Source organism: Negativicutes bacterium (genome assembly GCA_018052945.1).
GTDB lineage: Bacteria > Bacillota > Negativicutes > JAGPMH01 > JAGPMH01 > JAGPMH01.
On record JAGPMH010000020.1, the window covers coordinates 1 to 25,423 of the forward strand.

A 25,423-nucleotide genomic window follows, 5' to 3' on the forward strand; every position below is an offset into this window, starting at 1 on the left:
CAATAAAGGGCCCTGGTGCTTTGATAAAGGATTTTTTCTTGTTATTAAGCTTTAAAAAAGAATTAATACCCGCCGTAACATAAGTTAAGGTCATTGCAATAAAGTCAAATTCAAAAGCAATGATTGCAGCAAACGAATCTTCGGTAAAGCAGGAACCGGAAACTTTATTGACGGTTTTTACTCGCTGGCTCAGCGGGATTCTTTCAGTTAAAATCTGATGACACAGAATTCTTAGTCCAGACGTTTGGAGGGCTGTACCAAGACCGTGCCCCATTACATCAGCAACATAACCGATTAATTTTTTACCACTTTTGCTGGCACTAAAATCGAAGGTATCACCACTAACATGACGATAAGGTTGGTAAAAACTGATGAGTTCAAAAAAAGGTGTGGAAATATTAGTAGGTAATAAACTTTTTTGAATTTTTCCGGCTAAAATAAAATCTTGTTGAAGTTTTTGTTCGGTTTTTTGTAGGTTTTCTTCAGCTTTTTTTCGAGCATTAATATCATCTTTTATTGCCAAATATTTTATATTTTCACCATGCTCATTTTTAATGGCGGAAATAGAAGTGAAGTCCCAGAATAGCTCACCGTTTTTTTTGATATTATGAAACTCCCCTTGCCAATTTTTACCTGAGGATATTTTTTTCCATAATTCTTGATAAATAAAGTCCGGCAATTCACCGGACTTTAATATACGAGGATTCCGCCCTAAAACTTCTTCTTTGGAATAGCCTGTTAGTTGGCAGAATTTTTTATTGACATATTCAATAGTGCCATCTAAATCAGTTATGACAATAGCATTTGAACTTTGCTCTACGGCATGCAGTAAGTAAGAAATTTTTTCGGTAAGAGGTATTTTGGTTGTTGGAAGGTTTGTTTGAAAAATATTACAATCCATTATTATCCCCTAATTAAAAGCAAGAGCTTTATTGTATTTCAAAAACTTTTGTTAAGCGAGTTAACTCGAATAACTCTTTAACTAGTCCATTAATACCTTTGATAATAAGTTTGCCACGATTTTGTAATGTGCGCTTATTAATGGCTACTAATACTCCTAAGCCTGAGCTATCAATGTAATCAACTTTTTCTAAATCTAAGAGAAAATTATTGTGACCTTGTTCAATATGGCTTAATAAATTTTCTCGTAATTTAGCAGCATCTTCTACATAAATGCTACCGGATAGTTTTACGATTACTTGGCTACCGTTATTGGTATATTCACTGTGCATGTTATCGCCTCCAATTAAATTTTAAACCTTTCAACAACGCTACGCAACTCTTGTGCCATCGCACTGGTTTGTTGTGCACTGCTGGCAATGGCTTCTACTGACATTGTGGTTTCTTCAGTTGTTGCTGAAACTCTTTCAGCGTGGCTATTGACATTTTCAATACTGCTAGATAAGACATTGATTAAATTTACTATTTTATCAGAAGTAGCAACTTCATCTTTTGTAATATCGACAATTTTTTTCATATCGTTTACATTATTTTCGACGGATTTTAAAATGCGTTCTAAGGCTTGTCCTGATTTTTGGACAGCCTCTACGCCATTATCGGCTTCGATTGCACTTAAATTAGTAGAACTTACTGCGATGGAAGTTGTTTCGGAAATTTTCTTTACTAGCTCGCTAACTCTTTCTGCTTCCACGCTAGAATGTTCAGCTAGTTTTCTGACTTCTTCCGCTACTACGGCAAAACCTCGTCCGGCATCACCGGCACGAGCTGCTTCAATCGCTGCATTTAAGGCTAATAAATTAGTTTGTTTGGCAATGCCGGTGATGGTGTCGGTGATTAACCCGATTTGCTCAGAATATTTACTAAGTGTTGAGATGGCAGCTTCGGTTTGTCCGGCTTGTTTTTTTATATTGTCCATTGAAAGAACTGTTTCTTTAACTGTTGTTTGGCCTTCAAACGCAATTTTTTGGGTTTCATTCGAGTCTTTTGCAGCTGTTTCAGCGTTTGTTTTGGCAATTTGAATTAAAGAAGATAATTCCAGTAAAACTTCTGAACATTCAATTGTTTTTTCGTTTCCTTGTTCAGCTTCAGTTGCAACTTGAGTAATGTTATTAGCAACTTGAATTGTTGCAGCAGAAACCTCTTCGCTAGAGGCAGCCATTTCCTGAGAAGCGGCTGCTAACTCAATAATCGCTTTATGAACAGCACCAATAACATTTGATTGGCTACTAATCATTTCATTGAAATGTTGCATCGCTTGTCCTAGTTCATCACTGCCGGACACTTGTCCTTGTATAGTTAGGTCGCCAGCTCCGGCTTTGCTCATTAATTTTACCAATTCTTGTAATGGTGTAGTTATTAATTTAGCGATAACAATACTTAAAGTAGCACAGAAAATAATTGCTATAAGGGTTAAGACTATCATTTGAATAGCAGCAGTGGTAGCTTGACTACTCATTTTTTCATCGGTTAAAACGATATTTTGCTCTAAGTCAGTTGCTAACTTGTCGCGAATTTCTTCGACACTATCTAACAGTGGAACTGCTCTGTCTTTAAAGTGCTTATAAGCTTCGCTATTATTGCCGTTTAAGGCTAGGTCAACTGCTATTTGACGTTCTTGGCGATAAAGCTTGGCTTGATTTTTAAAGTCATTAAATAACGCTTTTTCGGCAGGCGTTAAATTGCTTTCTTCAAATTCTTTGAATTTTTGATCCATCTCTTGACTAATTTTTTCGATTTCAATTATTAGAGATTTTTGCATAACTTGATTATTAAGTAATAATAACTCCATTGTTTTGCTCTCAGCCATACGGGAAAGACGACGCGTGTCATTTATTAACAAGGCCGGCTTAACACTTTCTTCATAAATGGTTGTGGCCTCAGAGCTTAAGAGATGATTGTAATAATAGCCAATGCTACTAATGGTAATTAGACCTAGAGAACTTATTGCTATGATAACTACTAATTTATTAAATACAGTTAGGTTTTTCAGCCAATTCAAGATAATCACCTTTTCTAAATTATTTTTTTCATTAATAGAACTTCGGTCCCTGTCTTATTATAGGTCATATAATCCGTTAAAGTTTTCATTAGAAAAATTCCGCGACCGCTTTCGGCCTCGTGATCAAAAGCGTAGCGATTAACAGTTTGCAAATATTTATTGCCGTTAAAAACTTGTCCGGAATGCTTTATTCTTATTATCAGCCTTCTTTCTTTCAAGATAGTAAATTTTATAAAGACTTCATTGCTCAAATCACTATTGTTTTCTAAGACATTATTAATAGCTTCATTGAAAGCGACAACCATTGTTGTTGAATTATCTTTTAATACGGATCTAATAAAATTATTAATAAAATCACGTAATACTAGAAAATCTTTATGCTTATTAAAAGATATTTTAAACATTATATTGACCTCCTCATAGGGTGATAACCATTCTCAACAACTTGAATTATAACTTACAAATAAATAATTTCAATATTAAAATTAGTCTTGTAGTTAGACTCAAGACTTTATAGTCTAAAGCGAATATAGGTTTATTCTTTAAAAAGTGAATAAGCCTATAATTTTTCCTTCTACAGAAATATCCAATTTCCTCTATAAAATGTAAAAAAACAATAAAAAAGATTGAATAATGACATAAAACGACAAAACAATGCGAAAAAAGAGAGTGGTTTACACACTCTCAGTAAATTTTCTTATCAGGTTTAGCTTGATATTTTTCAAAAGTTTTGATGGTTATATCACGACCCAATGGCTTTAGTTCTAGTAAATTAATACTTTTATCGGCTAAATATTGATACATAAAATCATCTCTAAAGCCTATTTTATCGGCATCCTCAGCCGTATTGCCATAGTAGATTGTTTTTATATTGGCCCAAATTGTTGCACTTAAACACATTGGACAAGGGTAGCAGGAAGTATAGAGAATGCAATCTGTAAGATCATAAGTGCCTAAATTTTGACAGGCATTTCGGATTGCTTGGATTTCGGCATGGCAAGTTGGATCATTATTAAGTAAGACTTGATTATGACCAGTACCGACAATAACATTATCTTTTACAATAACAGCACCAAACGGTCCACCTTCATTACTGGTAAGATTTTTTTCGGCTTCAGCCGTAGCTAATTTTATATAGTCTAAGTTTTCCATAACAATGCCCCCTTTGAGTTTAATTATAGCATAATGTTTTTTAAAAGTTGTTTTTCTAAAACGTAAATTATGTTAACTTTGTCTGCACGCAGGAGAACTTTTCAATGTATACAAAGTACTTTTAAAAATACAACATAATGACAATGTGTATTGTATTAGTGTATACAGAAAAACTATACAATACATTGAAGTTTAATTTTTTGAAAAATGCTTATCTTAATGGTTTTACTGTTAATGGTTGCTTGTATAATTATGAATAAAAATACACAAGCAGTATAAAAAAAACAATATCAACCGCAAAAAACGGCCGTTTTTTGCGGTTGATTATTAGGAATTGTGCAGAAAGGTTTGTTGACAGTAGGCTCTTTGACCAATATAATAAATTGTACTAAATTTACACAAGTGCTCACCTAAAGACAAGTGTCTACTGACAAGAGAAAACTGGTGTAATGTTTGTTAATGTTAAAATCTTAGTTAATTTTGTAACTTTAAAAAGTTAATTAAATGATATGGGGGAAGAATAATGTGCAGAATTGGTGCAATTAAAAGTAAAATAGCATTTCATCCGTCAAAAGCTTTACAATTAATGTTGCCACAGCAAGAAGGGCATGATAATTCAGGGTTTGCGATGGTTATGCAAGATTTATCAGGAGTGTTTAGTGACCATAAAGATAAACCGCTATTATCATTAGCGTGTACTCAAAAAGGTGCTAAATTGGTTGAAGATTATATGGAAGCCCACAACTTTGTGCAAGTTGCGGAATGGATTCCGACACCAAATAAAGAAAAAGGCTTAGATATAAAAGCGATGCCTTATTATATTTTCCGTAACTATGATTATCCGGAAAATTATCTTGATAAAACTCAACAAGAGAAAGAAGATCTATTATTAGATGTTAGACTAAACTTGCGTAAGTTATTGGAAGATCAAGACCAAGGTTATGTTTATTCTTTCTGGCCAGATGTTTTAACGTTAAAAGAAATTGGTGATCCTCGTGATATAGCGACATATTTTGGATTGTGGGAAGAAAAAGGCGATTTAATGGCAAAGAGCATCGTGGTTCAATGTCGTCAAAACACAAATTATGATATCGTCAGATATGCGGCACATCCATTCTTTATTCAAGGTTATACTTTATGTGCTAATGGTGAGAACACCTTCTATACTAAAAACAAAGAATACCAAAAATCATTACACCGTGGTTATATTGGTTTTGAGTCAGATTCGCAAAACTTCTTATATACTTTACATTATGTTTTAAATGAGCTAAAATGGCCGATTAAATATTATAAACATGTTATCACTCCATTACCGTTCGATGAAATTGAGAAACGAGCAGATAAAGAAGTGTTAACGGCAATTCGTCAATCACTAGGGCACTTAGAAATTAACGGGCCTAATACAATTATTGCGGTCTTACCAAGTGGTGATATGATGACTTGTTGTGATTCCAAGAAATTACGCCCAGTTGTGGTTGGTGGCGATGAAAATACAATTGCGATTGCTTCAGAGGTTTGCGGTTTAAATGTAATTTTACCGGACCGTGATAGGGAAAAAGATATCTATCCTAATGAAAGAGAAGTTGTTGTAATTAACAATGATATGGAGGTGCAAAGATGGAAACAGTAAAAACTCAAGATGTCACTGTTAATGATTTAAATTGGAAAATTGATTATGATCCAGACCGTTGCACGATGTGTGGTAGCTGTGTGGCTGCCTGTACCTTCAACGCTATTGAGGTTGTCGTTGAGCGTCAAGCAAAAACAGTATCACAAGGCAAGTTTCCACAACCGATTCAAACTCATGTGGCAAAACCGGTTATTAAGCAAAGAGGTGCGGTTGTAACTGCTTGTGTTGGTTGCGGTATGTGTGAAAAGGTTTGTCCAAATGTGGCGATTAAACCGGTTCATAATCCTGATACCAGAGCTAATTTATTGGCTCGTTCAGCCGGTCCGATAAAACGTGGTGGTCGTACTAATTTAAACGCGCAACGTACTTTAGATAAAATTGTCGTTGGTCGTATTTCACAAATGACAGATCCATCGCTTGACTCAGAGCGTCATACTTTTGATATTTTAGCGCCATTTGGTAGGGTTTTATTACCGAATGAATTACCGTTCTCAACAGCAGGTGGCGATTTAAAACTAAATGAAAAGACTCCACCGGTAAGTTGGATTTATCCGTTAATCTTTAGTGATATGTCCATTGGGGCGTTATCAACTAGAGCCTGGGAAGCTGTAGCAATAGCAACGGCGTATTTGAATGAAAAACATAATTTGCCGATTAGAATGTGCTCCGGTGAAGGTGGAATGCCGGTTAAATTAATGGAATCGGAACAATTAAAATATATGATTTTACAAATTGCTTCCGGCCATTTTGGTTGGAATCGTATTGTAAAAGCGATGCCGAAAATGAAAGTTGATCCAGCTGGTATTTTAATCAAAATTGGTCAAGGAGCAAAACCTGGTGATGGTGGTTTATTGCCGGCGGCAAAGGTTGCTGAGCATGTTCAAGCAATCCGTGGTGTTCCTAAGGCTGACCTTAATTCTCCACCAAATCATCAAGGCTTGTACTCGATCGAAGAATCAGTACAAAAAATGCATTTATCCTTGAATGCAGCGTTTGGTTTTAGAGTACCGGTTGCAATTAAGTGTGCTGCTTCAGCCACTTCGGTATCGGTTTATAATAACTTATTGCGTGATCCTTACAAAATTTGCGGAGGGTTCTTCATTGATGGTATTCAAGGTGGTACCGGTGCGGCGAACGAGGTTTCGTTAGATCATACTGGTCATCCGGTAGTATCAAAATTACGCGAATGTTATTTAGCGGCGGTTAAACAAGGTCGTCAAGGTCAAATTCCTTTATGGGCTGGTGGTGGTGTTGGCTTAACCGGTAATGCGGCAGCCGATGCGTTCAAAATGATTTGTTTAGGTGCCAATGGTGTGTTTGTTGGTAAAATTCTTATTCAATTATTAGGTTGTATTGGTAATGAACAAGGTCGTTGTAACTCTTGCTCAACCGGTAAATGTCCAACCGGTATTTGTACACAAGATCCGCGCTTGGTGAAACGCTTAGATGTTGATAAAGGCGCGCAAAATATTGTTGATTATGTTTTAGCGTTAGACAGCGAATTGCGTAAATTAATGGCACCAATCGGTAATAGTTCCTTACCGGTAGGTCGATCCGATGCATTAGTATCAACGGATAAAGCTATTGCTGATAAACTTGGAATACAATATGTATGTTAGGAGGAAGCTAAGTGTTTAAAATTAATACTATTGAAAATAATAATCGTATGTCGACACAAGATTTGTTGTTGGCGATCAGTGATGCCTTAGCTAAAGGCGAAACAGAATTTAATATCGAGGCTTCTGGTCAACATGATATTGGTGGTCCATTATGGCACCCAGAAGGTAAAAAACTTAAATTTCATGTAAAAAATGCGGGTCAAAGGGTTGGCTCGATGTGTTTGGATAATACTGAAATAATTGTTGAAGACTCAGCATCAGCTGATGTAGGCTGGCTTAATGCCGGTGGTAAAATTGTTGTTAAAGGCGATGCCGGCGATACTGCTGGTCATTGTGCGGCTGCCGGTACTATTTATATTGGTGGTAGAGCCGGAACTAGATCTGGTTCGTTAATGAAACATGATCCATTATATGATGCTCCGGAACTGTGGGTTTTAAAAAATGTCGGCAGTTTCTCTTTTGAGTTCATGGGTGGCGGGATTGCTGTAGTTTGTGGTTATGACAGTGAAGAATTTGAATCAGTGCTTGGAGATAGAGCTTGTACCGGTATGGTTGGTGGGGTTCTATATTTTAGAGGTAAAGCTTCTGGTATTTCAGCGAAAGATGTTAAAGTTATGGCGTTACAAGCTGAAGATATTGAATATTTATCAAGTAAAATGGATGATTTCTTAGGCTCTATTGAAAAAGCGGAGTTAAAAGCAGAATTAAGTGATTGGTCACAATGGCAAAAAGCAATTGCGCTTACTTATGAGGAGCGCCCGAAAAAATCAGCTGGTAATATGCCACATTTCCGTACTGTAGAATGGGTCGAGGGTGGTATTTTCAGTGATGTTTGCAATGATGATTTTGTTGTAAACTCTATTGTTAATAGAGGCTTGTATCGCCAACGTGTTCCAGAGTGGCAAAATGCACAATATGCAGCACCGTGTGAGTTTAACTGTCCTGCTTCAATCCCAACGCAACAACGTTATAATTTATTACGTAAAGGCGATGTGGAAGAGGCTTATAAATTAGTGTTAGAATACACTCCATTCCCAGCATCAGTTTGTGGTTCTGTTTGTCCGAACCTTTGTATGGACGGCTGTACTAGAAAAGAACTTGATTTATCAGTGCAAATCGGTCAATTAGGCAATTACTCAGTGGATGCCTACCTGGAAAAACCACAAGTTAAAACAGGGAAGAAAATTGCTGTTATTGGTGGCGGGGTAGCCGGTTTAACAGCGGCATGGCAATTGATTAGAAAAGGTCATGAAGTTACTGTTTTTGAAGAAGCACCAAGAATGGGGGGTAAGTTAGAACAAGTAATTCCAAGATCACGCTTAGATGAAAATGTTTTAAATAAAGAATTAAAACGTATTTCTGATATGGGTGTTGAGTTTGTTAACAATTGTAAAGTTGACAGCGTAAAATATAAAGAAATTAAAAGCACTTTTGATGCGGTTGTAGTTGCTACCGGTAGCCATAATACTAGAGTTATTCCATGGGAAGGTCATGAAAGAATCGTGAAAGGTTTAGATTTCTTAAAGGCTGTTAATCGTGGTGATAAAGTAAAAGTTGGCAAAAAAGTAATTGTTATCGGTTGTGGTAACTCTGGTATGGATGCGGCAATTGGTGCATATCAAATGGGCGCTGAAGAAGTTACTTGTATCGACGTTCAAAAACCGGCAGCTTTTGAAAAAGAAATAGCTCATGTTAAAGAGCTTGGCGGTAAATTGGTATGGCCGGTGTTTACGCAAGAAATTACGGAAAACGGTATTTTAACAGAAGAGGGTCAATTGATTGAAGGTGATACTGTTATCATCACAATCGGTGAAACGCCAATTCTTGACTTCTTACCAGAAGGAATGAAAATTGAGCGTGGTCATTTAGTGCCGAATGAATTGTTTGCGATTGCTGACGGGGTGTTCACTGCCGGTGATACTATTAAACCTGGACGCTTAGTTGATGCAATTGGTGCTGCTAATGTAGTGGCGAAAACTGCAGATGCTTTTGTTAAAGGTACAGCGCCGATTATTAAAAAAGACAAAAAACTTATTCCACATAATAAATTATCAAAAGCATATTTTGAAAAGTGTCATAGTTGTGACATTCCTGATGCTAATAAAGATCAAGATCGTTGTATCAGCTGTGGTACTTGTCGTGACTGTCATATGTGTGAAGCTTCTTGTCCGGAAAAAGCGATTACTAGAAATGCCTTACCGAATGGAACTTTTGCTTATGTATCTGACAGTGAAAAATGTATTGGTTGCGGAATTTGTGCCGGTATTTGTCCTTGTGGTATTTGGACAATGTTGCCAAATGAAGAACCGATTAAAATGTACAGAACATATAATAAAAAATAATAATTTTATTTTGATACAATGTTTAAGAAGAAGGTTGATTCAGCCTTCTTCTTCTATATTTAATTAAAAGGTGTGAATTACATGAAAGTAATCTATAAAATCATCTATCCCAATGGAAAGATTTACAGCGGTAAAGACTTAACTGATAGTATTAATTATTTTGGTAGTGCTAGTGATAAGTTAATAGAAAAAGATTTTAGTAGAGAAGAAAGAAGAAGTTTTACCATAACAAAAGAAATAATTTGGGAAAGTGCTGTCGCTACTGCCAAAGAGGTTAATGCTAAAGAAGTTGAATATATAAAGTTTTACAAGTCTAATGATCATAATATTGGCTATAATCAATGGCCTAAATTTAAAGAATAGCTTGAAGTTTTTTTAAAAAGTTGTTATATTTAATATTATTAGAAAATTATTATTAACTAGAACAAAAGAAGAGGTATTGAGAATGATTAGATGGCAAGATAAATATGCATTAGGGGTAGTCGAAATTGATGAACAACACCGAAAATTATTTGAGATTGCTGGTGAAATAGAAGCTTTGTTAAATGATGAGTTTATCACTGATAAATATGATGATATTGTTGCAATATTAGGAGAACTGAAAGATTATACTATTCAACATTTTAAAGATGAAGAAGAATTTATGTTAAGTAATAAATTTCCAATGTTTTTAACGCATAAAATGATGCATAATGACTTTGTGGAAAAAATTGAAAGCATCGACTTATCAAAAGTTGATAATGAACAAAACTTATATTTAAAAGAAATTTTAAATTTTGTGGGTGAATGGCTGGTAGAACATATCTTAGTAGAAGATGCTAAATATTCGATTAATTAAAAATTACATTGCGATAAAGTAGAAAAACCTTTCTTGTACTAAGAGAGGTTTTTTTCTGTATAAGGCAAGTAAGATGAAGTAACAACGAAGGACAAAAGTCTTTTTTCAAAAGACGAATAAATGCCATTTAAATATTGACGGTTGTAAATGCTGTAAACTATAATAATTATTAGAGGCTGAAGAAAGATGCCAGCTCGGAACAAAAAAATAGGAGGGGTAACATTGAATTTTAAAAAGAAAATTCTGGCAATCACTACTGCAGTGGTTGGGGTAGCTATGATGGGTGCGTTATTTACCGGTTGTAGTTCATCGAAAGGTAATGACAAGGAGATTAAGGTCGGAGCAAACTTTGAATTGACCGGCGGTGTTGCTAATTATGGTAACCAAGCGTTAAAGGGTATTAAATTAGCAATCAAGCAAGCCAATGAAAATGGTGGCGTTTTAGGAAAACAAATTAATTTAATTGTTGCTGATAATAAATCAGAAGCATCTGAAGCTGCGAATGCAGCGACAAAACTTATTTCTCAAGATGGTGTAAAGGTATTGTTGGGACCGGCAACGACTTCAAATATGTTGGCAGCATCGCAAATTGCTACTGATAATAAAATTCCGGCAATTACACCAACTGCTACAAATCCAAAAATTACAGTGGAAAATGGTCAAGTAAAACCATATATTTTCCGCAGTTGCTTCATTGATCCATTACAAGGTGAGGTAATGGCAGATTTTGCAACAAAAACTTTAAATGTTAAAACTGCAGCAATTTATGTTGATAGCAGTTCAGATTATTCTAAAGGCTTAGCAGAAGTTTTTGCGAAGAAATTTGCTGAAGCTGGTGGTACAATTGTTGCACAAGAATCATTCTTACAAAAAGACCAAGACTTTAAATCAACTTTAACAAAACTAAAAGCAAGCAATCCTGAAGTTATTTTTATTCCTGCTTATTATGAAGAAGTTGGTAAAATTGTTAAGCAAGCTCGAGAATTAGGCATCAATGCAAAATTATTAGGTGCAGATGGTTGGGATGACAGTAAATTAGTTGATATTGCTGGTGCACAACCGCTGAATGGTACTTATTTCTGTAGCCATTATTCCGAACAAGATAATGATGCTAATGTAAAAGATTTTATTGCGGCGTATAAAGCTGAATATGGCGAAGAACCAAATGTTTTTGCAGCATTAGGCTATGATGCTGGAAAAATGTTAGTGGATGCGATTAAGCGTGCAGGTAGTGATGATCCAGAAAAAATTCGTCAAGCGTTAGCGGAAACTAAAAATTTACAAGTTGGTACTGGCATTATTACAATGGATGCAAATCATGATCCAATTAAGAGTGCGGTAGTTCTAGAAATGAAAGATGGACAAAAAATATTCAAACAAAAAATAAACCCTAATAAATAAGTTCTAAAAACAAGGATAAGGCTTGGTAACACACCTTATCCTTGTTTTAATATTGAAAATTAGTTTATAATAAGCAGGTACGATAAGTTTTTTTAGGAGGAATATCAGTGAAAAAAAAGTGGGGGAAATTAGTTGCGCTGGTAACGGGTGTTATTATGACAGGCAGTCTAATAGCCGGCTGTGGTGCAACGCAAAATTCTAATGAAATTTTAATTGGGGCCAATTATGAATTGACAGGCAATATTGCAAACTTTGGTAAGCAAGCTGTTAATGGTATTAATCTTGCATTTAAGCAGGTTAATGAACAAGGTGGCGTTAACGGTAAAAAAATCAAATTAATTGTAGCAGATAATAAGTCCGAAGCGTCGGAAGCTGCGGCTGCTGTTACTAAACTAATTACTACCGATAAATGTAAATTGGTTTTTGGGGCGGTATCAAGTTCCAATGTTTTAGCGGCGGTGCCAATTGCTGAAGCTAATAAAATTCCGTTAGTGACAGCAACTGCAACTAATCCAAAAGTTACGGTGGAAAATGGTCAAGTTAAGCCATACACTTTTAGAACATGCTTTATTGATCCGTTTCAAGGAAAGATTATGTCAGAGTTTGCAACAAAAAGCTTAAATGCTAAAACAGCAGTAGTTTATGCTGATAGCAGTTCTGATTACTCTAAAGGTTTAGCGAAAATTTTCGCGGAAAATTTCACTAAAAATGGTGGAACGGTATTAAGTCAAGAAGCGTTTTTACAACGTGATCAAGATTTCAAAGCAACTTTAACTAAAATTAAAGCCCTTAATCCTGATGTTATCTTCATTCCTGCTTATTATGAAGAAGTTGGTAAAATTGTTAAACAAGCACGAGAGCTTGGTATCAAAGCGCAATTATTAGGAACTGATGGCTGGGATGATCCGAAGATTGTTGATGTAGCTGGCGCGGAAGCGTTAGAAGGTGCATTCTTCTCTAATCACTACTCACCACAAGATACTGATCCGAATGTTGTAAGTTTTGTTGAAGCTTATCGTAAAGAATATAATCAAGAGCCAAGTGCATTGGCGGTATTAGGGTATGATGCGGCATTGGTTGTTGTGGATGCTTTAAAACGTGCTGGTAGTGATGATCCGGAAAAAATTCGTCAAGCTTTAGAAGAAACAAAAGATTTACAAATTACTGTTGGGAAAATTAGTTTAGATAAAAATCATAATCCAATTAAATCAGCGGTAGTTATCGAAATGAAAAATGGTAAGCAAGTATTTAAAGAAAAAATTAATCCTCAAGAAATGTAATGTTTAGGAGGAAAAATTGTGTTTAAAAAGACTAAGAGAATTTTAAGTGGATTAGTGGCCATGAGTATGATGGCGTTATTGACAACTGGTTGCGGCAACACTAATTCTAACGAAATAAAAATTGGGGCAAACCTTGAAATGACCGGTAATACGGCAACCTTTGGACAATCTGCAACTAATGGTGCTAAATTGGCAATTAAGCAAGTTAATGCTAAGGGTGGCGTTTTGGGAAAACAAATAACATTAGTAGTAGCTGATAATAAATCAGATACTGCTGAAGCAGCAAATGCGATGCAAAAATTGGCAACACAAGATAAAGTAATCGCTTCAATTGCACCAATTGCCTCTTCTAGTGTAATGGCGGCAGCACAAGTTAATGAATCTGCTAAAATTTTAGGTATTAGCCCGACGGCATCTAATCCTAATGTAACGGTAGATCCAGAGACTGGAAAAGTTCGTGATTATTTGTTTAGAGCAACATTTATTGACCCGTTCCAAGGGGCGGTAATGGCTAATTTTGCAAAAAATACTTTAAAAGCGCAAAAGGCAGCAGTTTACATTGAAAATTCGAGTGATTATGCAAAAGGCTTAGGCAAGTTTTTTAAAGAAACTTTTGTACAAAATGGTGGCAATATCGTTTCCGATGAAGCTTACTTAGCAAAAGATACTGATTTTAAAGCAACTTTAACTAAAATCAAAGCAAGCAATCCTGATGTTATTTTTGTCCCAGGGTATTATCAAGAAGTTGGTATGATTATAAAACAAGCTCGTGAAATTGGTATTACAGTGCCAATCCTTGGTGCAGATGGCTGGGATTCAGCAAAATTACCGGAAATTGCTGGAGCAGAGGCGTTAAATAATACATTCTTCTCCAATCACTATTCACCAGATGATAACAGTCCGGAAATTAAAAATTTCGTAGAGGCTTATAAAGCTGAGTATGGTCAAGTGCCGGACGCGTTTGCGGCGTTATCATATGATGCGACAATGATGATTATTGAGGCAATTAAACGTGCCGGTGTTGAAGACAGTGTTAAAGTAAAAGATGAATTAGCAAAAACAAAAGACTATCAAGGTGTTTCGGGTTCAATTACCTTAGATGAAAAGCATAATGCTGTAAAAGGTGTTGTAATAATTGAAATGAAAAACGGAATTCAAGCTTTCAAAGAAAAAATTAAGCCATTAAGCTAAAATGCTTTAAATTTTAAATAACTTCTCAGCAATGAGGAGTTATTTTTTTGTCTGTCTACTGTCAGTGGATATTTATGGTGATTTTGTTTGCAAAAATGTTTTATTGACAGCAAAATCTTGTAACACTATAATAAGTGTTAAGAGATTTTAAATATGGTAACCTTGCTATGAAATATTAGCAACAATGCAAATATGAGGATAAAAGACCTTTGTCTAGAGCGGTTTTTATGACTTAAGGTCTTTTCCTATTTATCGCAAGAGTTCATGTTTAAAGCGGATCTAGTTTATTTGAATGGGGGATAAAAATGGAGTCAACATTTTTAGATCAGTTTGTACAACAGCTGATCAATGGTATTTCACTAGGCAGTATTTATGCACTTATTGCGCTAGGTTATACTATGGTTTACGGAATTATAAAATTAATTAATTTTGCACACGGTGATATTTATATGATCGGTGCTTATGTAGGATTTTTTGCAACATCAATGTTCAAAATGTCTTTTATTCCGGCGTTATTATCAGCAATGGTAATCGCGGCGATTGTCGGTATGATTATTGAGCGGCTAGCGTATCGACCATTGCGTAAAGCACCGAAAATTGCAGTTTTAATTACAGCAATTGGCATTTCGTTATTATTAGAATATGGCATGATGTTATTATTTACACCACAGCCACGGACTTTTCCTAATGTTTTTGAAGCAACGACTTACCATATCGGGGCCTTTGTTGTTAACAGCCAACAATTAATTATTTTGGCAGTTTCAGTTATTTTAATGTTAGTATTAACTTATGTGGTTCAATATACTAAAACTGGTAAAGCGATGCGAGCGGTGTCTTATGATACTGATGCGGCTAGGCTAATGGGAATTGACGTTGACAAGGTTATTTCTTTTACCTTTGCCATTGGTTCAGCATTGGCAGCGGCAGCCGGTGTATTAGTTGGTATTTATTATAATTCGATTGATCCGTTAATGGGAATTATGCCGGGCTTAAAAGCTTTCGTTGCTGCTGTTTTAGGCGGTATTGGTATTATTCCGGGGGCGATGGCTGGCGGTTTAATTTTAGGTGTTATTGAAGCGCTTGTTAGTGGCTTTATTTCGTCAACTTTCCGCGATGCGGCGGCTTTTGCAATCCTGATTATTATTTTATTATTTAAGCCTTCAGGAATTTTTGGCAAAAATGTTCGTGAGAAAGTGTAGGTATAGATAATGAGAAAAATAGTGAAAAAAGATTTGGGGATATTAGGCTTATGCGTTGCAACTTTTGCAGTGCTACAAGCATTAATAAGTCTTAATTTTATTGACCCATTTTGGGAATTAAATATTATTTTAATTGGTATTAATATTATTTTGGCAGCAGGCTTGAATTTAATTAATGGTTATACTGGACAATTTTCTTTAGGTCATGCCGGATTTATGGCTGTAGGTGCTTATGTTAGTGCAATTGTGACGATGAAATTAGGCCTGCCATTCATTGTGGCGATTATGGCAGGAGCTTGCGCAGCAGGCTTATTAGGCTTGTTGATTGGCTTGCCAACGTTACGGCTCAGTGGTGACTATTTAGCGATTGCCACTTTAGGGTTAGGTGAAATTATCAGAATTACCATCTTAAATATTAATTATATTGGCGGAGCGTCAGGTTTCATGGGTATACCTCGTTATACTAATTTTGCTTGGGTCTTCTTTGTTTGTTTATTTGTTTTATTTTTCATTAAAAACTTTATCAATTCGTCGCACGGTCGTGCTTGTATTTCCATTAGAGAAAATGAAGTGGCAGCTGAAGCGATGGGTATTGATACTACTAAATATAAAGTGTTAGCGTTCACGCTTGGAGCGGCTTTTGCCGGAGTAGCGGGAGCACTTTTTGCACATTATTTTTATGTTATTCATCCGGCGTCATTTACCTTTATCAGCTCATTTAACTACTTAACAATGGTTGTATTAGGGGGCTTAGGTAGTATTACTGGTTCCATTGCCGGAGCAGTTATTTTAACCTTTATTTCAGCAGCTTTGGCATCTTGGCCGGAGTGGCGCATGATTATTTATTCAGTAATGTTAATTATTTTAATGTTATATCGTCCGCAAGGTTTATTCGGTAATATTGAGCTGGTTAATATGAATATCTTTAAACGCTTTAAAGGAGGAGATAAATAATGGCATTGTTAAAAGCTGAAAAACTCTCCAAAGTGTTTGGAGGATTAAAAGCCGTTTCAAAATTTGAAATGGAAATAAATGAAGGTGAATTAATCGGTTTAATCGGGCCTAACGGTGCCGGCAAAACTACGGCCTTTAACTTGTTAACTGGTGTTTATGTACCGACTACTGGTACTATTGAATTTGATGGTAAAAACATGGTGGGCTTAAAGCCTTATAAAATTACGCAAAGCGGTGTAGCGAGAACATTTCAAAACATCAGACTGTTTTCAGAGTTGAGTGTGCTTGATAATGTAAAAATTGCGTATCATTCTCATGTGAAATATGGTGTGTTGGAATCAGTTTTTCGTTTAGGACGCTATTTTAAAGAAGAAGATGAAATTGAACAAAAAGCAATTGAATTTTTGAAAATTTTTAAACTTGACGATAAAAAAGATGAAATCGCTAAAAATTTGCCGTATGGTGAACAACGTCGTTTGGAAATAGCACGGGCATTAGCGGCAAAACCTAAATTACTGTTGCTAGATGAACCGGCGGCAGGGATGAATCCGCAAGAAACGCAAGAATTGATGGAAATGATCCGATGGATTCGCGATGAATTTGCTTTAACAATTTTATTGATAGAACATGATATGGGCTTGGTAATGGGTGTTTGTGAGCGTATTTATGTCTTGGAATATGGCAGTATTATTGCCCACGGTACGCCGGAAGAAATTAAAAATAATCCAAAAGTTATTGAAGCATATCTTGGGGAAGAGGTGCACTAATGCTGAATTTAGATAAAATAAATGTATATTACGGTGCAATTCATGCCATTAAAGATATTAGTATTGAAGTTAATGAGGGTGAAATTGTTACATTAATCGGTGCTAATGGCGCTGGTAAAAGTACTACTTTACGAACTATTTCCGGTTTGTTAAAACCGAAAACTGGTACGGTGAAGTTTGAAGGTCAAGATATTGCAGGCCTACCGGCTCAAGGGATTGTGAGCTTAGGTATTTCTCAAGTTCCGGAAGGTCGTCGTGTGTTTGCTAATATGACAGTTATGGAAAACTTGGAATTAGGGGCTTATTTAAGAAGTGATAAAAAAGAAATAAAAGAAGATTTAAAATCAGTTTTTGAACGTTTTCCACGCTTAGCAGAGCGTCGGGGACAGTTATCGGGAACCTTGAGTGGTGGCGAGCAACAAATGTTAGCAATGGGACGTGCGTTAATGAGCAGACCGCGGTTGTTACTCTTAGATGAGCCATCCATGGGCTTAGCACCATTATTAGTTAAAGAAATTTTCTCGATTATTAAAGAAATAAATGCTAGTGGTACGACGGTATTATTGGTAGAGCAAAATGCTAATATGGCATTATCAATTGCTCATAAAGCTTATGTCATTGAAACCGGTAGAATAATTCTATCCGGTGATGCTAAAGAATTAGCTGCGAGTGAAGAAGTGCGCAAAGCATATCTTGGTGGTTAAAAGAGAGCTGTTCCGTTAGTGAACTGCATCCTAAAAAGTTAGATAGTATGAGATACGGCAATAACTTTGGGGCAGTTCTAAGGAACGGCTCTTTCTATTTAGAAATAAAATGGTCGGAGTACTTCAGAATAAATTTGTAATGCAAAATTATGTTATTAGTTATATAATATAGGTATAGATAGCGAAAGGGGTTGTAATAGTATGTTTGTTAAAGAATGGATGTCAAGAGGCTTAATAACAGTTGCACCAAATGCTACCTTGGACGAGGCTTTAAAGTTGATGGAAACTAATAAAATCAGAAGATTGCCGGTTGTTGATGGCGGTAAATTAGTCGGCATTGTTACGGATCGTGACTTAATGAAAGTTTCTCCATCACCGGCGACAACTTTATCAAAATATGAACTGAATTATATTTTGGAAAAAATTATCATTAAAGATATAATGTCTAAAAAACTATATACTATTAACCAAAATTCTACTATTGAAGAAGCGGCTTTGATTTTATTTAACGAAAAAATTGGTGGTATTCCAGTGGTGGAAGATAGCGGTGCTATTGTTGGTGTTATCACGGAAACGGACTTATTTAAAGCTTTTGTTAACATTATGGGTCTAACAGAAGGTAAAACAAGATTTACTTTGGAAGTGGAGAATAAAGTTGGAATTGTAAAAGAAATTGCCGGCGTATTTAGTGAAGCCGGAATAAATATTAGCAGTATGGTAACTTGTCATAGAGATGATGATAATATTTATGAATTGGTTATTAGAGCAAATGTTGACAATACTGACGCTGAAATAGTAAAAGAAAAACTTTCGGCTAAAGGTTTTAATGTTTGTCATATTGCAAAAATTGGATAAAGCTACTTTTTATTTACATCAATCAGATGTTGTGATAATATCTTTTTAGGAACAGGCAGCTATCGTCAGATAGTGTGGCTGGGCGAAAGCAACAGCGAAAGCTTGTGGGACCTAGTTGGTTCTACAGGCTTTTTTTATGCAAAAATAAATTATTTTGAAGCAGAGGGATTTAGATGGTTGAGACACAGGAAAACATTGCTTTAAAAAAGAAAACGGCACGGTTATCGATAATTTCAAACACCTTTTTGGTTATTGCAAAACTTGTTATTGGTCTTTATGTTGGAGCAGTCAGTATTATTTCTGAAGCAGCTCACTCAGCGGTAGATTTATTGGCGGCGATAATCGCTTATTATGCGGTTCGACAATCAGGAAAGCCGCCGGATGAAGGTCATGCTTATGGACATGGTAAAATAGAAAACTTATCAGGAGCGATTGAGGCTGTATTAATAATAATAGCAGCGATTTATATTATTTTTGAATCAGTACAAAAGTTGAAGGTGTTGCAAGAACCGGAATATTTAGAACTAGGCATTATAGTGATGTTTCTTTCTATTATTATAAATTTTGTTGTCTCCAGAAGGTTATTGCAAGTAGCAAAACAAACGCATTCGCAGGCTTTAGAAGCCGATGGACTTCATTTGCAAGCTGATATTTGGACTTCGGTGGGTGTATTGTTAGGGTTGTTGGCGATTAAGATTACAGGCTGGATTTGGCTTGACCCGATGATTGCGATTGTTGTTGCAGTTATTATTTTTAAAGCCGGTTATACTATGACCGTTAAAAGCGCGAAGGAACTGACTGATGTTTGTTTACCAATGGAAGATGAACAAACTATTATTAAAATATTAAAGTCCAATCAAAATGTACTAGAATTTCATAAACTTAGAACCAGACGATCGGGTTCATATCGGTTAATTGATGTTCATTTAGTTTTAGATAAAAATATGCCGTTATATAAGGTACATGAAATTTGTGATGAAATTGAAGCAGATTTAAAAGATGTGCTAGGGCGTTGTGATATTGTTATTCATGCGGAACCTTGTGGACATGAAGAGGAAGTTTTGATAGTGGACTAAAGACGGGGGATGAGTGGTTGTGAATATTGTAAAATATCAAGTAGGTGATGTGGTTAAAATGAAAAAAACCCATCCTTGCGGATCTGATCAATGGGAAATTACTAGAGTGGGAATGGACTTTGGTCTTAAATGTCAAGGTTGTGGTCGTTGGGTTATGATTCCGCGGCCGAAATTTGAAAAAGCCGTTAAGGCTGTTGTTGCTACGAACTCAACAATGGATAATTAAAATTAATTAACTTTAATTATTTGTATTGACTTGTTGAAATTTTAGCAATATAATAGAGCCATACAAATATAAGCAGTATAGAACTGGCGGATTAGTGGATTACCACGAGGGACTATATTGTTAGAACAGCCGGCCGCCTGGGCGAATTTATGCTCAGGTGGTTTTTATACAAAGAAAAATTAGTACTAGGTATTAAAACCTGATAATAAAAATTAGTTAACCTAGTATAAATACAATTTATAGTAAGGCGGAAAATGCCGAGGAGGAAATTATTATGGAAAACAATAACAAAGCCTGGAACAGCTTCAAAGAAGGAAGATGGCAAAATATAATTGATGTTAGAGACTTTATTCAAACAAATTATATTCCTTATGAGGGTGATGATAGCTTCTTAGTTGGTGCAACTAAAAAAACAGAGAATGTTTGGAATAAGTGTCGTGAATTATTAGTGCAAGAAAACGCTAAAGGGGTACTTGATGTAGATACTGAGACTGTATCAACAATTACTTCACATAAACCGGGTTATATTGAAAAAGAAAATGAAGTAATTTTCGGCTTGCAAACAGATGCTCCATTAAAGCGTGGAGTTATTGTAAATGGTGGCGTAAGAATGGCAGAACAAGCTTGCAAAGAATATGGTTATGAATTGTCTCATGAAATAAGTAATATCTACAGCAAACATGCTACAACTCATAATTCAGCAGTATTTAACGTTTATACCGCTGAAATGCGTAAAGCTCGTAAGCTAGGGATTATTACTGGATTACCGGATGCTTATGGCCGTGGTCGGATTATTGGTGATTATCGTCGAATTGCGTTATATGGTATTAATGCTTTAATTAAGCAAAAACAAAATGATTTAGAAGCGATGTTTGAAGATAATATGTCCGAAGACACCATGCGTTATCGCGAAGAAATTGCGAAACAAGTTAAGGCTTTAAAAGATATTGCTAAAATGGCGGCAAGTTATGGTTTTGATATTACTGTGCCGGCAACAAATACTAAAGAAGCAGCACAATGGTTATACTTTGGTTATTTAGCGGCTATTAAAGAACAAAATGGTGCAGCGATGTCAATTGGTAGAACTTCTACCTTCTTAGATATTTATATTAATCGTGACTTAGCTAATGGCACATTAACGGAAGAAGAAGCACAAGAAATTATGGATCAATTAGTTATTAAATTGCGCTTAGCTCGTCACTTAAGAACGCCGGAATACAATGAATTATTTGCCGGTGATCCATTGTGGGTAACAGAAGCTATTGGTGGTATTGGTCAAGATGGACGTAGTCTAGTAACGAAGAACTCTTTTAGAGTATTACATACATTGTATAACTTAGGGCCGGCACCGGAACCTAATTTAACAATTTTGTGGTCTGATAAATTACCGCAAAACTTTAAAAATTTCTGTGCGAAGGTTTCAATTGATACTAGTGCGATTCAATATGAAAATGATGACTTAATGAGACCGATTTACGGTGACGATTATGCAATTGCTTGTTGTGTTTCGGCAATGCAAGTTGGTCGTCAAATGCAGTTCTTCGGAGCTAGAGCTAATTTGGCTAAAGCCTTGTTGTTAGCAATCAATGGTGGTAAAGATGAAAATACCGGAGAACAGCTTGCACCTGTAATGCCGGTACTTGATGGTGAATATTTAGATTATGAAGCAGTACGAAAAAACTATTCTAAAGTAATGGCTTGGTTGGCTGGATTATATGTTAATACTATGAATTTAATTCATTTTATGCATGATAAACATGCCTATGAAGCTTCGCAAATGGCTTTGCATGACAGCGAAGTTAAGCGTTTGATGGCCTTTGGGATTGCTGGTTTATCGGTTGCAGTTGATTCGTTAAGTGCAATTAAATATGGCAAAGTAAAACCAATCAGAGGTGAAAATGGTATCACTACAGATTTCGTGGTAGAAGGTGAACACCCTTGCTACGGTAATGGTGATGATAGTGTAGATATTTTTGCAAAAGAAATTACGCATGAATTTTTAACTGAGTTGAAAAAACATAAAACATATCGTGGGGCTGAGCATACTTTATCAGTATTAACGATTACTTCTAATGTTATGTATGGTAAAAAAACAGGGGCAACTCCTGATGGCCGTAAAGCTGGTGAAGCATTTGCTCCGGGCGCTAATCCAATGCATGGTCGTGATAATAAAGGGGCCATTGCAGCGATTAAGTCAGTAACAAATATTTCATACAAAGATTGTCGTGATGGTATTTCTTATACTTTCTCGATTGTGCCGGGGGCGTTGGGCAAGAGTCCGGAAGCTAGAATCAATAACTTAGTAGCAATATTGGATGGTTATAGTGTAAGTAAAGGTCACCATATCAATATTAATGTTTTTGATAGAGAGTTGTTAGAAAAAGCGATGCAAGAACCGGAAAATTATCCGCAATTAACGATTAGGGTTTCTGGTTATGCTGTTAATTTTGTAAAATTAAGCAAATCGCATCAAAAAGAAGTTATTAAACGTACTTTTTATCAAGCGGTATAATTAAGCTGAGGTTGGGGTGAAACCCAACCTTTCTTTATATCAAAATACAATTAATATTTTAATTTCCGAGGAAATAATTTTAAAGAAGGTGAAAAAATGGTAGGTTATTATCATTCTATTGATACAATGGGGACGGTTGATGGACAGGGTATACGTTATTTGGTTTTTTTAGCAGGCTGTAATTTAGGTTGTTTGTTTTGCCACAATCCTGATACTTGGAAGCTTGGAACAAAGACGATTACCGTAGAAGAAATTATTGCCGATTTTAATAGATATCGCCCTTTTTATGAAGCTTCTAATGGGGGCATTACTGTCAGTGGTGGTGAACCATTATTACAAGCTGATTTTGTAGCAGAATTATTTGCGGCAGCTAAACTTCAAGGGATTAGTACTACCCTAGATACTTCTGGTTTTGCGAAAATTGCTGATATTGATAAGGTATTACCATATACGGATCATATTATGTTTGGGTTGAAAGGTGTAACAAAAAGTAGTTATCAAAGGTTAACTAATGCTGACGGAGAAAGTATTATTGAGAATTTAAGGTATATGGCTACTAAGCATGAGCTTACTATTAGGTATTTAGTGGTACCAACGATTAATGACAGTGCCGAGGAAATAGCAGAGTTTATTGCACTGATACAGTCTTTACCTAACAAACATATTGTTGATTTACTAGGATATCATGAAATGGGTGTGTATAAATGGGAAGCTTTGGGGCTTGAATATAAGCTAAGGGAAATTAGACCGGCTAACAAAGAAGATATTAATAAAATTAAGAAAATGTTAAAAAAGGAACATATTATGGTATTGTAGTATCTTGCAATTAACGGTTAGATAAACTACAATTAAAAGGGCTTTGACAAGTCCTTGGAAGTTTTTAAAGATAAGGTGGAATATTTACTGATGAGTAATTTAGAAGTAGGTATCGTAGGATTACCGAATGTAGGAAAAAGTACATTGTTTAATGCTATTACTAAAGCTGGAGCGGAAGCGGCGAACTATCCGTTTTGTACAATTGAGCCTAATGTAGGGGTTGTTGATGTACCTGATCAGCGTTTAGATGTTTTATGCAAAATGAATTCAGCGAAAAAGGTAATTCCGGCAGCGATTCGCTTTGTTGATATAGCCGGATTGGTAAAAGGGGCAGCACAAGGAGAAGGTCTTGGTAATAAATTTTTATCGCATATTCGTCAAGTTGATGCTGTAGCCCAAGTAGTTCGTTGTTTTAATGATGAGAATATAACTCATGTTGAAGGTAGTCTTGATCCTTTGCGTGATATTGAAATAATTAATACGGAGCTGTGTTTAGCTGACTTGGAAAGTGTAGAAAAACGGATGGAACGCACTCAAAAGATGGTTAAAAGCGGCGACAAAAAAGCTAAAGTGGAAATGGACTTGTTAGAGCGTATTAGAGCAGTACTGGAAGAAGCTGTACCGGCTCGACGGGTGGAAATGAACGATGATGAAAAGTTAATGATTCGTGATCTTAATTTATTAACTTTAAAGCCAGCACTTTTTGTTGCTAATGTGGCGGAAGACGAAGTTGCTACAGCTGATAATGACAATCCATATGTTCAAAAAGTTAAAGCTTATGCTAAAGAAGAGGGCGCTGAAGTTGTTGTTGTATCAGCCAAGGTAGAGTCTGAAATTGCTGAACTTGGTGATGAAGATGCCAAGGAATTTTTAGCGGAATTAGGGTTAGAACAATCCGGCTTGGATAAATTAATTAAAGCTTCTTTTAAACTATTAGGCTTAATTACTTTCTTAACAGCTGGAGTGCAAGAGGTTAGAGCGTGGACAATCACAGAAGGAACAAAAGCACCGGAAGCTGGTGGAAAAATTCACTCTGATATAGAACGTGGCTTTATCCGTGCGGAAATTGTTTCATATGATGATTTGATAGCAGCCGGTAGCCAAAATGCTGCGAAAGAAAAAGGGCAAGTTCGATTAGAAGGTAAAGAATATATTATGAAAGACGGGGATGTAACCTATTTCCGTTTTAACGTATAATAAAAAACGTTTGCAATAGTTTTACTAAGGCAAACGTTTTTTTATTATCTAAGTTGTAATTTTACAATAAATATTATTTTTGTTAATATTATAGTGTTAATAAATAATGTTGTGAAGGAGGGGTGAAGATGTCGCAAGCTCAATGGGTGTTTAGTGCGGTCTTGATTACCTCCTTTTTTGGACCATTTTTAGGTAGTTCTATTAATTTGGCAATTCCTTATATGGCTAAAGAGTTTAATGTTTTACCAAGCTTTTTAACCTGGTATGTTTCGGCTTATTTGCTAGGCTCTATTGCTGTATTAGTGCCGATGGGGAAACTGGCTGATATTATGGGGCGGAAAAAAATTTATACCTATGGCTTATACTTATTTATTGTGATGACTATTGGCGCCGGCTTGGCTGATAGCTTGAGAATGTTGATAACTTTTTCGTTTTTACAAGGGATTGCGTCGGCGATGATTTTTAGCACCGGCATGACATTGTTAGTAGCGGTGCATAAAATAACAGAGCGTGGTAAAGTGATTGGCTATTCGGCAGCAGCTACTTATATCGGTTTGTCGCTCGGTCCATTTTTAGGGGGAATCATTACTCATTTTTGGGGTTGGCGCAGTATTTTTTTCTTGATTGCCATTGGCTTGGGTTTAAGTTTGATTGCTATAAAAAAAGTTCATGATGAATGGTATGGACAAAAAGAACCTTTCGATA

Annotated in this window: 24 protein-coding genes; 19 read left to right on the top strand and 5 right to left on the bottom strand. The window is 35.8% G+C overall.

What is annotated here, in order from left to right; translation table 11 throughout:
- The 5 genes from KBI38_04555 to KBI38_04575 form a co-directional block, all read right to left on the bottom strand.
- Nucleotides 1-901: PAS domain S-box protein (locus tag KBI38_04555; GenBank protein ID MBP8629342.1), on the bottom strand; the 901-nt coding region annotated here is incomplete at its 3' end.
- Nucleotides 902-929: 28 nt separating this feature from the next.
- A complete protein-coding gene (locus KBI38_04560; GenBank protein ID MBP8629343.1) occupies nucleotides 930-1,232 on the bottom strand; it encodes an STAS domain-containing protein in 303 nt (100 codons plus the stop codon).
- A gap of 14 nt (nucleotides 1,233-1,246) precedes the next feature.
- Nucleotides 1,247-2,959, bottom strand: coding sequence for a methyl-accepting chemotaxis protein (locus tag KBI38_04565; GenBank protein ID MBP8629344.1), 1,713 nt, complete (start codon nucleotides 2,957-2,959; stop codon nucleotides 1,247-1,249).
- Nucleotides 2,960-2,973: 14 nt separating this feature from the next.
- On the bottom strand, nucleotides 2,974-3,363 hold the full coding sequence (locus tag KBI38_04570) for an ATP-binding protein (GenBank protein MBP8629345.1): 390 nt from the start codon (nucleotides 3,361-3,363) through the stop codon (nucleotides 2,974-2,976).
- Nucleotides 3,364-3,643: 280 nt separating this feature from the next.
- A complete protein-coding gene (locus KBI38_04575; protein ID MBP8629346.1) occupies nucleotides 3,644-4,111 on the bottom strand; it encodes a nucleoside deaminase in 468 nt (155 codons plus the stop codon).
- 523 nt (nucleotides 4,112-4,634) lie between these two features.
- Here KBI38_04575 and KBI38_04580 point away from each other — a divergent pair.
- The 19 genes from KBI38_04580 to KBI38_04670 all read left to right on the top strand — a co-directional run.
- Nucleotides 4,635-5,741 carry a glutamate synthase gene (locus KBI38_04580; protein ID MBP8629347.1) on the top strand — a complete coding sequence of 369 codons (1,107 nt, stop codon included), beginning with the start codon at nucleotides 4,635-4,637 and terminating at the stop codon, nucleotides 5,739-5,741.
- Nucleotides 5,729-7,360, top strand: coding sequence for a 4Fe-4S dicluster domain-containing protein (locus tag KBI38_04585; GenBank protein MBP8629348.1), 1,632 nt, complete (start codon nucleotides 5,729-5,731; stop codon nucleotides 7,358-7,360). Before KBI38_04580 ends, KBI38_04585 begins: the two co-directional genes overlap by 13 nt.
- A gap of 11 nt (nucleotides 7,361-7,371) precedes the next feature.
- Complete coding sequence (locus tag KBI38_04590; protein MBP8629349.1) at nucleotides 7,372-9,702, top strand: FAD-dependent oxidoreductase; 2,331 nt, start codon at nucleotides 7,372-7,374, stop codon at nucleotides 9,700-9,702.
- A gap of 81 nt (nucleotides 9,703-9,783) precedes the next feature.
- Nucleotides 9,784-10,065, top strand: coding sequence for a GIY-YIG nuclease family protein (locus tag KBI38_04595; GenBank protein MBP8629350.1), 282 nt, complete (start codon nucleotides 9,784-9,786; stop codon nucleotides 10,063-10,065).
- A gap of 82 nt (nucleotides 10,066-10,147) precedes the next feature.
- Nucleotides 10,148-10,540 (top strand): hemerythrin family protein, encoded by a 393-nt coding sequence (locus KBI38_04600; protein MBP8629351.1) that lies wholly within the window; start codon nucleotides 10,148-10,150, stop codon nucleotides 10,538-10,540.
- A gap of 186 nt (nucleotides 10,541-10,726) precedes the next feature.
- Nucleotides 10,727-11,941: an ABC transporter substrate-binding protein gene (locus KBI38_04605; GenBank protein MBP8629352.1), complete on the top strand. Its 1,215-nt coding sequence runs from the start codon at nucleotides 10,727-10,729 to the stop codon at nucleotides 11,939-11,941.
- Nucleotides 11,942-12,096: 155 nt separating this feature from the next.
- Nucleotides 12,097-13,221 (top strand): ABC transporter substrate-binding protein, encoded by a 1,125-nt coding sequence (locus KBI38_04610; GenBank protein MBP8629353.1) that lies wholly within the window; start codon nucleotides 12,097-12,099, stop codon nucleotides 13,219-13,221.
- A 60-nt stretch (nucleotides 13,222-13,281) separates the two neighbouring features.
- Entirely contained in the window at nucleotides 13,282-14,412 is a 1,131-nt protein-coding gene (locus KBI38_04615; GenBank protein ID MBP8629354.1) for an ABC transporter substrate-binding protein, read from the top strand.
- Between the two features lie 305 nt (nucleotides 14,413-14,717).
- Complete coding sequence (locus KBI38_04620) at nucleotides 14,718-15,611, top strand: branched-chain amino acid ABC transporter permease (protein ID MBP8629355.1); 894 nt, start codon at nucleotides 14,718-14,720, stop codon at nucleotides 15,609-15,611.
- 9 nt (nucleotides 15,612-15,620) lie between these two features.
- On the top strand, nucleotides 15,621-16,565 hold the full coding sequence (locus KBI38_04625) for a branched-chain amino acid ABC transporter permease (GenBank protein ID MBP8629356.1): 945 nt from the start codon (nucleotides 15,621-15,623) through the stop codon (nucleotides 16,563-16,565).
- Nucleotides 16,565-17,332 (top strand): ABC transporter ATP-binding protein, encoded by a 768-nt coding sequence (locus KBI38_04630; GenBank protein MBP8629357.1) that lies wholly within the window; start codon nucleotides 16,565-16,567, stop codon nucleotides 17,330-17,332. The genes KBI38_04625 and KBI38_04630 overlap by 1 nt, the downstream gene beginning before the upstream one ends.
- Nucleotides 17,332-18,036: an ABC transporter ATP-binding protein gene (locus KBI38_04635; GenBank protein ID MBP8629358.1), complete on the top strand. Its 705-nt coding sequence runs from the start codon at nucleotides 17,332-17,334 to the stop codon at nucleotides 18,034-18,036. The genes KBI38_04630 and KBI38_04635 overlap by 1 nt, the downstream gene beginning before the upstream one ends.
- A 201-nt stretch (nucleotides 18,037-18,237) precedes the next feature.
- Nucleotides 18,238-18,891, top strand: coding sequence for a CBS domain-containing protein (locus KBI38_04640; GenBank protein ID MBP8629359.1), 654 nt, complete (start codon nucleotides 18,238-18,240; stop codon nucleotides 18,889-18,891).
- A 173-nt stretch (nucleotides 18,892-19,064) separates the two neighbouring features.
- Nucleotides 19,065-19,967 (top strand): cation transporter, encoded by a 903-nt coding sequence (locus KBI38_04645; protein ID MBP8629360.1) that lies wholly within the window; start codon nucleotides 19,065-19,067, stop codon nucleotides 19,965-19,967.
- Nucleotides 19,968-19,992: 25 nt separating this feature from the next.
- Nucleotides 19,993-20,193, top strand: a complete 201-nt coding sequence (locus KBI38_04650) for a DUF951 domain-containing protein (GenBank protein MBP8629361.1) — start codon at nucleotides 19,993-19,995, stop codon at nucleotides 20,191-20,193.
- Between the two features lie 274 nt (nucleotides 20,194-20,467).
- The gene (gene pflB, locus KBI38_04655; GenBank protein MBP8629362.1) at nucleotides 20,468-22,705 is read left to right on the top strand and encodes a formate C-acetyltransferase; all 2,238 of its coding nucleotides are present in this window, start codon (nucleotides 20,468-20,470) and stop codon (nucleotides 22,703-22,705) included.
- A gap of 96 nt (nucleotides 22,706-22,801) precedes the next feature.
- Nucleotides 22,802-23,521 carry a pyruvate formate lyase-activating protein gene (gene pflA, locus KBI38_04660; GenBank protein MBP8629363.1) on the top strand — a complete coding sequence of 240 codons (720 nt, stop codon included), beginning with the start codon at nucleotides 22,802-22,804 and terminating at the stop codon, nucleotides 23,519-23,521.
- Between the two features lie 90 nt (nucleotides 23,522-23,611).
- Complete coding sequence (gene ychF / locus KBI38_04665; protein MBP8629364.1) at nucleotides 23,612-24,718, top strand: redox-regulated ATPase YchF; 1,107 nt, start codon at nucleotides 23,612-23,614, stop codon at nucleotides 24,716-24,718.
- 128 nt (nucleotides 24,719-24,846) lie between these two features.
- On the top strand, nucleotides 24,847-25,423 hold a 577-nt coding region (locus KBI38_04670; protein MBP8629365.1), incomplete at its 3' end, for an MFS transporter.

Excerpts from the sequence above, each read along its gene's own strand:
- KBI38_04570 (MBP8629345.1), bottom strand. The coding sequence starts at position 3,363 with ATGTTTAAAATATCTTTTAATAAGCATAAAGATTTTCTAGTATTACGT.
- KBI38_04635 (MBP8629358.1), top strand. The coding sequence starts at position 17,332 with ATGCTGAATTTAGATAAAATAAATGTATATTACGGTGCAATTCATGCC.
- KBI38_04595 (MBP8629350.1), top strand. The coding sequence starts at position 9,784 with ATGAAAGTAATCTATAAAATCATCTATCCCAATGGAAAGATTTACAGC.
- KBI38_04560 (MBP8629343.1), bottom strand. The coding sequence starts at position 1,232 with ATGCACAGTGAATATACCAATAACGGTAGCCAAGTAATCGTAAAACTA.
- KBI38_04580 (MBP8629347.1), top strand. The coding sequence starts at position 4,635 with ATGTGCAGAATTGGTGCAATTAAAAGTAAAATAGCATTTCATCCGTCA.
- KBI38_04640 (MBP8629359.1), top strand. The coding sequence starts at position 18,238 with ATGTTTGTTAAAGAATGGATGTCAAGAGGCTTAATAACAGTTGCACCA.
- KBI38_04625 (MBP8629356.1), top strand. The coding sequence starts at position 15,621 with ATGAGAAAAATAGTGAAAAAAGATTTGGGGATATTAGGCTTATGCGTT.
- ychF (MBP8629364.1), top strand. The coding sequence starts at position 23,612 with ATGAGTAATTTAGAAGTAGGTATCGTAGGATTACCGAATGTAGGAAAA.
- KBI38_04585 (MBP8629348.1), top strand. The coding sequence starts at position 5,729 with ATGGAAACAGTAAAAACTCAAGATGTCACTGTTAATGATTTAAATTGG.
- KBI38_04610 (MBP8629353.1), top strand. The coding sequence starts at position 12,097 with ATGACAGGCAGTCTAATAGCCGGCTGTGGTGCAACGCAAAATTCTAAT.
- KBI38_04575 (MBP8629346.1), bottom strand. The coding sequence starts at position 4,111 with ATGGAAAACTTAGACTATATAAAATTAGCTACGGCTGAAGCCGAAAAA.
- pflB (MBP8629362.1), top strand. The coding sequence starts at position 20,468 with ATGGAAAACAATAACAAAGCCTGGAACAGCTTCAAAGAAGGAAGATGG.
- KBI38_04600 (MBP8629351.1), top strand. The coding sequence starts at position 10,148 with ATGATTAGATGGCAAGATAAATATGCATTAGGGGTAGTCGAAATTGAT.
- KBI38_04615 (MBP8629354.1), top strand. The coding sequence starts at position 13,282 with ATGAGTATGATGGCGTTATTGACAACTGGTTGCGGCAACACTAATTCT.
- KBI38_04605 (MBP8629352.1), top strand. The coding sequence starts at position 10,727 with ATGCCAGCTCGGAACAAAAAAATAGGAGGGGTAACATTGAATTTTAAA.
- KBI38_04645 (MBP8629360.1), top strand. The coding sequence starts at position 19,065 with ATGGTTGAGACACAGGAAAACATTGCTTTAAAAAAGAAAACGGCACGG.
- KBI38_04620 (MBP8629355.1), top strand. The coding sequence starts at position 14,718 with ATGGAGTCAACATTTTTAGATCAGTTTGTACAACAGCTGATCAATGGT.
- pflA (MBP8629363.1), top strand. The coding sequence starts at position 22,802 with ATGGTAGGTTATTATCATTCTATTGATACAATGGGGACGGTTGATGGA.
- KBI38_04630 (MBP8629357.1), top strand. The coding sequence starts at position 16,565 with ATGGCATTGTTAAAAGCTGAAAAACTCTCCAAAGTGTTTGGAGGATTA.